Source organism: Protofrankia coriariae (genome assembly GCF_001017755.1).
GTDB lineage: Bacteria > Actinomycetota > Actinomycetes > Frankiales > Frankiaceae > Protofrankia > Protofrankia coriariae.
On record NZ_JWIO01000006.1, the window covers coordinates 146,481 to 154,611 of the forward strand.

Genomic DNA, 8,131 nt, shown 5'->3' on the forward strand with positions numbered 1-8,131 from the left:
CCGACAAGCCGGCTCGACGAGCGGTTCAGCGAACGGGGACGGTGTCCTCCCGGTGGCTGAGCGGGTGCCCGTCGGAGCGGTGCGCGCTGGCGTGGTTCGCACCGGGGGTGATCGCCGTCGGATGCTTCAGCCACGCGATGTCGTCCCTGACCGTCTGCAGCGTGCGCTCCGGGGGCGACAGCTTCTTCAGACGGGTGGCCGCGAGCAGGGCCAACAGGGATGCGATGAGCACAAAGAGCAGGGCCGTGAGGAAGTACGACCAGAAACGCTCCACCCCGGCCCAGGTGAACAGCTCACCAAGCCCGATCGTGATCGCGATCAGCGCGCCGAACCCGAGGCCGGCCGCGCCGGCCAGGAGCCCGGCACCGAGCCCGGCGGACACGGCCTGTTTCGACAGCTCCGCCTTCGCCAGGTTGATCTCCTGTCGGACGAGTAGGGATATGTCCCGTGTCGCGACGGCGACAAGCTCACCGAGCGTCGCCTCCCGACCGGTTGAGCGGTCCTGTGTAGGGGTCGGCACCGTTGATCCTCCTTCTGGGCACGGGCTGTCCTCCACCGAACATGGACGCGGCTACCGCTTGGCGCTGGGCACAGCGTCACGGGCCGCCTGACAGCGTCCAGGTCACCACATGGTGCCCGATGGCAACAGCCCAACACATCCACCGCTCATCCATGGTCGTCAAGCACGGTTGCGGAACATCCGAGACGGCTGTCGGCCTCCCTGTGGTCCGCGGTTCCCGAGCCGGCGACATCCGGGATCAGTACCGCCTCCGGGCTTCCGAAGCGTTCGCTTCAGAAGCGTTCTCTGCGCAGTCTGCCGCGTCCGGCGTCAGCGCGCGGCCCGGATATGTTGTGATGCCCGTACCCGGCCGGTTCGGGCCGTCCCGACCGGGCCTGATGGACACCGGCGGGCATGACGACCGGACGACGATCATGCCCATCCGTCCCTGGCCGGAACCGGCCGGCGGATGTTTCCGTCTGCCCTGTGTCCCCGTCCCCATCCGTCCCCTGGCCGGGACCGGCCTCATGCTGGCGACCCGCGGTAGGTCGGCAGCATGCCCGTACGTGACCGGATGTCCGTCCGGAGGTGACCCGGTAGCGTACGGACAATGACCGCAGCCGTCGGGTCGGATCCGTTCGCCCTGCTCACCGCCCTACCGGGCGTTCACGACGCGGTCACCGCGGCCCGGTCGTCCGTCGACGCCCTGCTGCGCCACCGGGTCATGCGTCGCGGCAGCGCCGCGGTGACGACCGAGGTGTCGCTGCGGGCCGCGCGGGCGTCAGCGGCCCTGGAAGGTCACGACGTCGGGCTGGAGGCCCTGCGCGCGCACCTGAATCGCGCTCTTCCAGCGGCGTCCGGATCTGCTTCGGCTGAGGGCTCCGCCGCCGCCGACGACGGGAACGAGGCGACCGGCGGGCAGCCGGGCGACGAACCCTCCCGCGGCATGGCGGGCACCACCGGGACTTTCGACATCGACGCCACGCTCGGCGCGATCCGGCTTTACGCCGAGTTGGGGACGCTGCGCGGCGCCTGGGAACGAGCCCCGCGACAGGCACTCGCCCGGATGCACGTGCTTGTCGCCCGCGGCCTCGTCGCGGACATCGATCTTGGACGGCCAAGAGGACGGGAGCGCCCCGTCTCGTCCGCGGACCTCTCACCCGCGGGCGCTTCACCCACGGACGTCGACCGCGCCGGTCGACCGGCTGCTTCCGGTTCCGCCGGCCAGGTGATTTCCGGCGGCTCGCCCGCCGCAGCGCCCGTCGTGGGAACGGGTGTCGCGACCGCCGTGGATCCGGCGGACCCCCTCGGCCTGGGGCCAGTACCCTCGCCTGCCGAGACCGCCGCGCGGCTGGGCGGACTCACCGAGCTGTTGTTGGCCCGGACTTCCGCGCCGGCGATCATCGTGGCCGCGATCGTGGAAGGCGAACTACTGACCATCCGCCCGTTCGGCACGTTCGACGGGATCATCGCCCGGGCCGCCGGACGACTGGTACTCATCAGCCGTGGTCTCGACCCGAAAGCCGTGACCGCGACGGAGGTGGGCCACGTCGAATCCGGCAGGATCATCACCAGCGCGACAGCTACCAGCGACGTGACCACCGCTGATACAACCACCAGTAATATGACCTCCGGTAATGCGCCCACCGGCGCCTATGCCGAAGCCGCCCGCGCTTACGCCGGAGCGGGCGCCGAAGGCGTCGGCCAGTGGATCATTTATTATGCCCGCGCGTTGGAGCTGGGTGCCCGCGAATCCCTGGCCATCTGCGAGGCCGTCGCCCGGGCGAACTAAGAGTCTCGGAGCCTCGTGGCCGCGCCCTCCTTACCTGATCGAAAAATATGATCAATCCTGGGTCAACCATGCGACCAGCATAAATAGCTTAAAGTAATGTAAATTACATACAGTTACGTAGCTCGGGTCGCCCCTGCCAGACGTTCGATCACACGGCCCCGCGCCCGGACGGTCACCCAGCATCAGGCGACATCTGCTACGGACGACTCCCAGGCCGGCGGCATCGTGCTCGCTCTTCCGCACTCGGGCCACCAAGTCGTACCCGAGCCACGCCTTCGCCTCGGTGACAATCCTACTACGATCCGGCCACCGAGCCGACAGCCCGCCTCAACAAACTAGCGGATCGGCATCGGCGGGCTGCCGATGCCCTCGGGCGTGGATCGATCATTTCCGATCCGAAAAACCCTTTATTAAAACATATCCAGGGCCTGTGGAGAACGAAGTATCCACAGGCCCGATGTGCGTCATGGTGGACGTCCGTTCCCGCTATCCGACGGCTCCCGCCACCCGACGACGGAAGGGCCCTGCCATGACATCCGCACCGCCCGTTCCCATTCCCGCCCCCGAATCCGGGCCGACCACCCGGCCGCTGGTCGTCACCGACGAACCGCCGCTGCTCGACGATCTCCTACGGCTCGCCGCGACGGCCGGAGTGACCGTGGACGCCGTCGCCGACGCCGACCTCGCCCGCCGGTACTGGAACAGCGCCCCGCTCATCCTCGTCGGGGCCGACCGGGTGCCGTCCTGCGTCGCGCTCGGGCTCCCCCGACGGCCGGGCATCGTGCTGGTCAGCTCCGACCTCGACGACGGCGGGGTGTGGGAGGCCGCCGTCCGGCTCGGCGCCGAGCACGTCGCCTTCCTGCCCGACGCGGAGGACTGGCTGATCGGCATCTTCGTCGACGCCACCGAGCCGGACCAGCGGTACGGCACCGTGGTCGGCGTGGTGGGCGGCCGTGGCGGCGCGGGGGCCACCAGTCTCGCGATCGCGCTGACTCTCGCGTCCCTGCGCCGTGGCTGCGACACGGTCCTGGTGGACGCCGACCCGCTCGGCGGCGGCATCGACCTCGCCCTCGGCATCGAGGAGCGGCCCGGGATGCGCTGGCCGGATCTGGTGTCCGCCCACGGCCGGCTGCCACGCCGGGCACTGACCGGGACCCTGCCCTCCCTCGGAGAGCTCCCCGTGCTCTCCTGGGACAGGACAAGCCAGACGACGATCACACCATCCGTCATGACCTCGGCCCTGACCGGCGCCCGACGCGGGAACGATCTCCTGGTGGTCGACCTTCCCCGGTTTCCCGACCTGACCGCTGCCGTGGCCATGCAGATGGCCGAGCTCATCCTCGTGGTCGTGCCGGCCGAGGTCCGCGCGGTCGCCGCCGCCGGCCGGGTGTGCGACACGGTCAACCGGTACTGCGCCGACGTTCGCGTGGTCGTGCGGCTGCCAGGTCCGGCCAGACTGCAGGCCGACGTCGTCTCCGACGCGCTCGGGCTGCCGGTGGCCGGGATTCTGCGACACGACCAGGGTCTCGCCTCCGGGCTGGAACGGGGCGAACCGCCGGGCGGCCGGCGCCGCAGCTCGCTGGCCCGGGTCAGCGGCCAGATCCTCGACGACCTCGGCCTGGCCCGTTCGGACGTGGCAGCGTGAACGGGCGTTCCGCCGCCGAGCGCTCCGCGCCCGGGGCCGAGCCGCACCGCTCCCACGATCACGCCACCGGCCAGCGGAGGGGACCGGAACACTCCTCAGCACCACCGGCCGCCATCCCCGCCGGCGCCGCGGACACCCCGCGCCCCGACGAAGATCTGCTGGCCGGGATCCGTCGGCGGCTGGTCGACTCCGATGGCGCGATGACGCCCGCACGCATCGCGGCGGCTGTCCGAGCCGAAACCGGCCCCGCCGACGGTGACTCGCTGGATCTCTACCGGTCGCTGGAGTCCGAGCTTGTCGGCGCCGGCCCGCTCGAGCCGCTGCTGGCCGACCCCTTCGTCACCGACGTCCTGGTCAACGGGCCGGCGGAGGTCTGGGTGGACCGCGGCAGCGGCCTCCAACGGTGCGGGATCACCTTCCCCGACGACGACGCGGTACGCCGGCTCGCCGTCCGGCTGGCCGCCGCGACCGGCCGGCGCCTGGACGCCGCGACCCCGTTCACCGACGCGCGCCTCGGCGACGGCACCCGCCTGCACGCCGTGCTCGCGCCTGTCGCGGTCACAGGTACCTGCCTGTCCCTGCGGATCCCGCGACCGCGTCCGTTCACCCTGGAAGATCTCGTATCGACCGGTACGGCCGCCCCCGCTATGGCCGAGGTGCTGGACGCGCTCGTGCGGGGCCGGCTGGCCACCCTGGTCACCGGCGGCACCGGTTCGGGCAAGACGACCATGATGGGCGCGCTGCTGGGGCGGGTCGACCCCGCCGACCNCGGGTCGACCCCGCCGACCGAGTCGTGATCGTGGAGGACACCGCCGAGCTCGTCGTGGACCTGGCGCACGCCGTCCGTCTGGAGTCCCGGCCGCCGAACATCGAGGGTGCGGGCGGTATCGACCTGCGGGATCTGGTACGTCAGGCACTGCGGATGCGGCCTGATCGGATCGTCGTCGGTGAGGTCCGTGGCGCCGAGGTCGTGGATCTCCTGGTCGCGCTCAACACCGGCCACGAGGGCGGGCTGAGCACGGTGCACGCAAACGCGGCGGCCGATCTGCCGGCCCGGATGGAGGCGCTTGCCGCGCTCGCGGGCCTGGACCGGGCGGCCCTGCACAGCCAGCTCGCCTCGGCGGTGCAGGCCATCGTCCACATCAGGCGGGATCATGACGGAATTCGCCGGTTGAGCGAGATCGGCGTGCTCTTCCGCGACCAGAGCGGGCTTGTGCATGTCCTGGACGCTCTGCGCCTACGTCGGCGTCCGCCGTCACGTGGCCCTCGAGAGGCTGGGAACGGCCACGGCCGCGGAGACGAAGGCAGTTACCTGGACGCTTCCCAGGTCGTCGTGGGCGGGGCCGGGGCGCAGATTCTCGACCGGATGCTCGCCGAGCGTGGCGGGCCGCGCCCCGACCTGCTCCGCGCCGCCACCGGCGGTCGGTGATGCTGGCCGTGGCACTTGCCGCCGGCTGCTGCGCCGGTGCCGCGGCACTGGCCGCCGGGCCGATCGGGCGACGCCTGCCCCGGGTCCGTGTGGCGGCCACGACACGGCCGGAGCGGACCCGGCAGGGCCGCGGAACCGGTGATACGTCAGGCCGCGCCCCGAACGCGCCGGGTCACCGACTGACACGATCGGTTACCCGGCTGGCCGGCCGATCCTGGCTGTCCGTGGCGGTCGCGCTGGTGGGGACGGCCGTTGTCGGTGTGCTTGTGGGCCCGGTGGCCGCCGGCACGGGCGTCGTCTGCGCCGTGACGTTCCGACGGGCTCTGCGGCGCGCCGCGGACCGACGGTGGCGCGGTAGGCAGCGGGCAGGCGCGGAGGAGATCATCGCTGCGCTCGCCACCGAGCTCGAGGCCGGCCGGCGGCCCGACGAAGCCCTGCGGGCGGCCGTCGACGACGCTGCCAGCGAGGCGGGCAGACCCTGCGAACCCGGCGCATCCGGCGAACCTGTCGCGCCTGGTCACGGCCGCCGGAGTGCGGCCGGCAGGGGCGGACGCATGCACGACCCGCTGGCGCTGCGCATCGCGCTCGCNTCGCGCTCGCCCGCCGGACGGACCCGGCCGTCGCGCTCGCGGCGTGTGAAGCGTCGACGTTGCGTCAGCTTGCGGCCGCATGGCGGGTGAGCCAGCACGCCGGTATCCCGTTGGCTCCGCTGGCGAACAGGCTCGCCGCCGTCGTGCGTGCCGAGCGTGAGCGGGACGGCGAGGTCGCCACGGCGCTCGCCGGGCCGCGGGCCTCCGGGCGGCTGGTCGCGTCCCTGCCCGTCGCCGGGATCGCGCTTGGCGTGCTGCTCGGTGTCTCGCCGCTGACGGTTCTTCTGGGTACTCGGGCCGGGGCGCTCTGTCTGGTCGTCGGTCTGGCGCTCGACCTCGCCGGTCTGGCCTGGATCAACCGGCTCACCGAGGTGGCCGATAACCGCGACGCAGGAATGCGCGATCGCAAGGAAGCCGCTTACTCCCAACCACCACAAGGGCCGTCCCGATGACTGTCCAACCGCCGCGGCAGCCGTCGATCGTCGACGGGCCGCCGCACACCTCGCTCGCGCTCACCGCCGGAACGCTGGCCTTCTCCCACCGTGAGATCCTGCTCACCGTTGCCACACTGTGTATGGCGTCAGCATCCTGGCTGACAGGAACAACGACACCACGTGACCATGTACGACGTCGTGTCGCCACCTTCCGCCCGCTTTCCGGTACGACCGCCGTATCGATGCGGTGCTCCCTCGAACAGCGGGCAGCGGACGCGGGGGCGGTGGGCACCGGCCGTACGTCCACAGGTCTGACAGCCGGTGGGCACATGACCGGTGGATGGCGTCCGAACGTGAGCGGATCGACTCTGCGACGAGCCGCTTTCAGCGCGGCAGCCGGCCTCGGGCCCGCTGTGATCCTGCCCGTCCCGGTGGGCGTGACCGTCGGGATCATCGTGGGCATGATCGCGGCCCGTCTGCTGGCCTCCATACCGGATCGGGACGCCCAGCGCCGGCAGGCACGTCTCGTCGAGGATCTGCCGCTGGCTCTCGACCTGATCGCGGCCTGCCTGACTGCTGGTGCGCCCATCGTGGCAGCTCTGGACATCGTGGCCAGCGCTGTCGGCGGCCCGCTCGGAGCGGAACTGGGCATGGTCAGCCGCAGCCTGCGTCTCGGTGCGTCCATGGCGGAAGCCTGCGGCCGGCTGCTCGGCCCCGAGCCGAGTTCCTCGAGGCCTGCGGCGAAACGGTGGACCAGGCTCGTCCCGGCCGGGCCCGCCCCGGGCGGTTTCGGCCGACCGACGGCCACGGCGGAGGCCCACGAGATCGCGGCGTTCGCACGGGCGCTGCACCGCAGCGAGGAGTCCGGCGCCCGCCTGGCCGCGGCCCTGGGACGGCTGGCGGACCAGACCCGCGCCAGACGGCAGGAACGCGCGTTGACCGCGGCTCGCCGGGCGGGAGTCACCGCCGTGGCACCACTCGGCCTGTGTTTCCTGCCCGCCTTCGTCGCGCTCGGGGTCGTACCGGTCGTGATGGGAGCCGGCTCGGCCCTGACACTGCCATGACCATTGCTCCGATGGCCGTGTCACCAGGCCGCCGCTGCTCCGCTCGCGCAGGCCGCCCGGGCCTCGAAAAACTTCCGAGGCCAACCACAAGAAAGGGCAGGAACGAAGCCGAAGAGACGACTGCCGCAACCAACCCGCTCCTGTCCGACCCCAGAACACTACTGCTCTCGTATCAGGCAAGTGGCAGCCGGCTGGCCTGTGGACAACAGCGGGTTTTCCACAGGACGGCATCCGCTCTCGCCAGAATCGCTGTCAACGCCCCATCATCAAGGAAAGCGAAGCTCCCTGCCCCGCCTACGAGCTGGCATCCACCGCATGCCGGTAACCGAACTGGAGGCCGCCTGCCATGACCCCGCCCCGATCATCGAGAATGCCTCCCGTCATACATTCTCTCGTCATCCGGTGGACGATACTGCTGATCGTAGCGTTCACGCGGTCGACGACCGATACCTCGCGCCGGCAGCTGACCAGCACCCGGGCGGTGTCGGCCACGGCCCGGTCCGACAGAAGGAACGACGCGGGAATGTCGACCGCCGAGTACGCGGTCGGCACGGTCGCCGCGGTCGGGTTCGCCGCCGTCCTGTATGCGGTGATCAACAGTTCGGCGACCAGGACGATGCTTGCCAACCTGGTCAAGCAGGCGCTGTCCGTCCCCTTCTGACAGGCGGGCCGAGCCAG

General features: G+C 71.3%; 8 protein-coding genes. 7 read left to right on the forward strand and 1 reads right to left on the reverse strand.

The annotated features are described in order from the left end of the window. Positions 1-25: 25 nt before the first annotated feature. The gene (locus FrCorBMG51_RS06010) at positions 26-520 is read right to left on the reverse strand and encodes a phage holin family protein (RefSeq protein WP_047222094.1); all 495 of its coding nucleotides are present in this window, start codon (positions 518-520) and stop codon (positions 26-28) included. A gap of 589 nt (positions 521-1,109) precedes the next feature. Between FrCorBMG51_RS06010 and FrCorBMG51_RS06020 the strand changes: the two genes are divergently transcribed. From FrCorBMG51_RS06020 to FrCorBMG51_RS33570, 7 genes are all read left to right on the forward strand, one after another. After that, positions 1,110-2,291, forward strand: coding sequence for a Fic family protein (locus FrCorBMG51_RS06020; RefSeq protein WP_047222096.1), 1,182 nt, complete (start codon positions 1,110-1,112; stop codon positions 2,289-2,291). A gap of 529 nt (positions 2,292-2,820) precedes the next feature. Beyond that, a complete protein-coding gene (gene ssd, locus FrCorBMG51_RS06025; RefSeq protein ID WP_047222097.1) occupies positions 2,821-3,936 on the forward strand; it encodes a septum site-determining protein Ssd in 1,116 nt (371 codons plus the stop codon). Positions 3,937-4,136: 200 nt separating this feature from the next. Then, complete coding sequence (locus tag FrCorBMG51_RS33005; protein WP_476742121.1) at positions 4,137-4,733, forward strand: ATPase, T2SS/T4P/T4SS family; 597 nt, start codon at positions 4,137-4,139, stop codon at positions 4,731-4,733. Continuing rightward, complete coding sequence (locus tag FrCorBMG51_RS33010; RefSeq protein WP_338052696.1) at positions 4,730-5,365, forward strand: ATPase, T2SS/T4P/T4SS family; 636 nt, start codon at positions 4,730-4,732, stop codon at positions 5,363-5,365. Before FrCorBMG51_RS33005 ends, FrCorBMG51_RS33010 begins: the two co-directional genes overlap by 4 nt. Before the next feature lie 649 nt (positions 5,366-6,014). Next, complete coding sequence (locus tag FrCorBMG51_RS06040; protein WP_200902347.1) at positions 6,015-6,407, forward strand: type II secretion system F family protein; 393 nt, start codon at positions 6,015-6,017, stop codon at positions 6,405-6,407. Next, positions 6,404-7,453: a type II secretion system F family protein gene (locus FrCorBMG51_RS24760; protein WP_052914377.1), complete on the forward strand. Its 1,050-nt coding sequence runs from the start codon at positions 6,404-6,406 to the stop codon at positions 7,451-7,453. The genes FrCorBMG51_RS06040 and FrCorBMG51_RS24760 overlap by 4 nt, the downstream gene beginning before the upstream one ends. Positions 7,454-7,976: 523 nt before the next feature. Continuing rightward, positions 7,977-8,114 carry a DUF4244 domain-containing protein gene (locus FrCorBMG51_RS33570; RefSeq protein WP_235433354.1) on the forward strand — a complete coding sequence of 46 codons (138 nt, stop codon included), beginning with the start codon at positions 7,977-7,979 and terminating at the stop codon, positions 8,112-8,114. The last annotated feature ends 17 nt before the right edge of the window (positions 8,115-8,131 follow it).

What these genes read in the sequence shown, in the direction of transcription:
- FrCorBMG51_RS33570 (WP_235433354.1), top strand. Translation starts at nt 7,977, where the DNA reads ATGTCGACCGCCGAGTACGCGGTCGGCACGGTCGCCGCGGTCGGGTTC.
- ssd (WP_047222097.1), top strand. Translation starts at nt 2,821, where the DNA reads ATGACATCCGCACCGCCCGTTCCCATTCCCGCCCCCGAATCCGGGCCG.
- FrCorBMG51_RS24760 (WP_052914377.1), top strand. Translation starts at nt 6,404, where the DNA reads ATGACTGTCCAACCGCCGCGGCAGCCGTCGATCGTCGACGGGCCGCCG.
- FrCorBMG51_RS06020 (WP_047222096.1), top strand. Translation starts at nt 1,110, where the DNA reads ATGACCGCAGCCGTCGGGTCGGATCCGTTCGCCCTGCTCACCGCCCTA.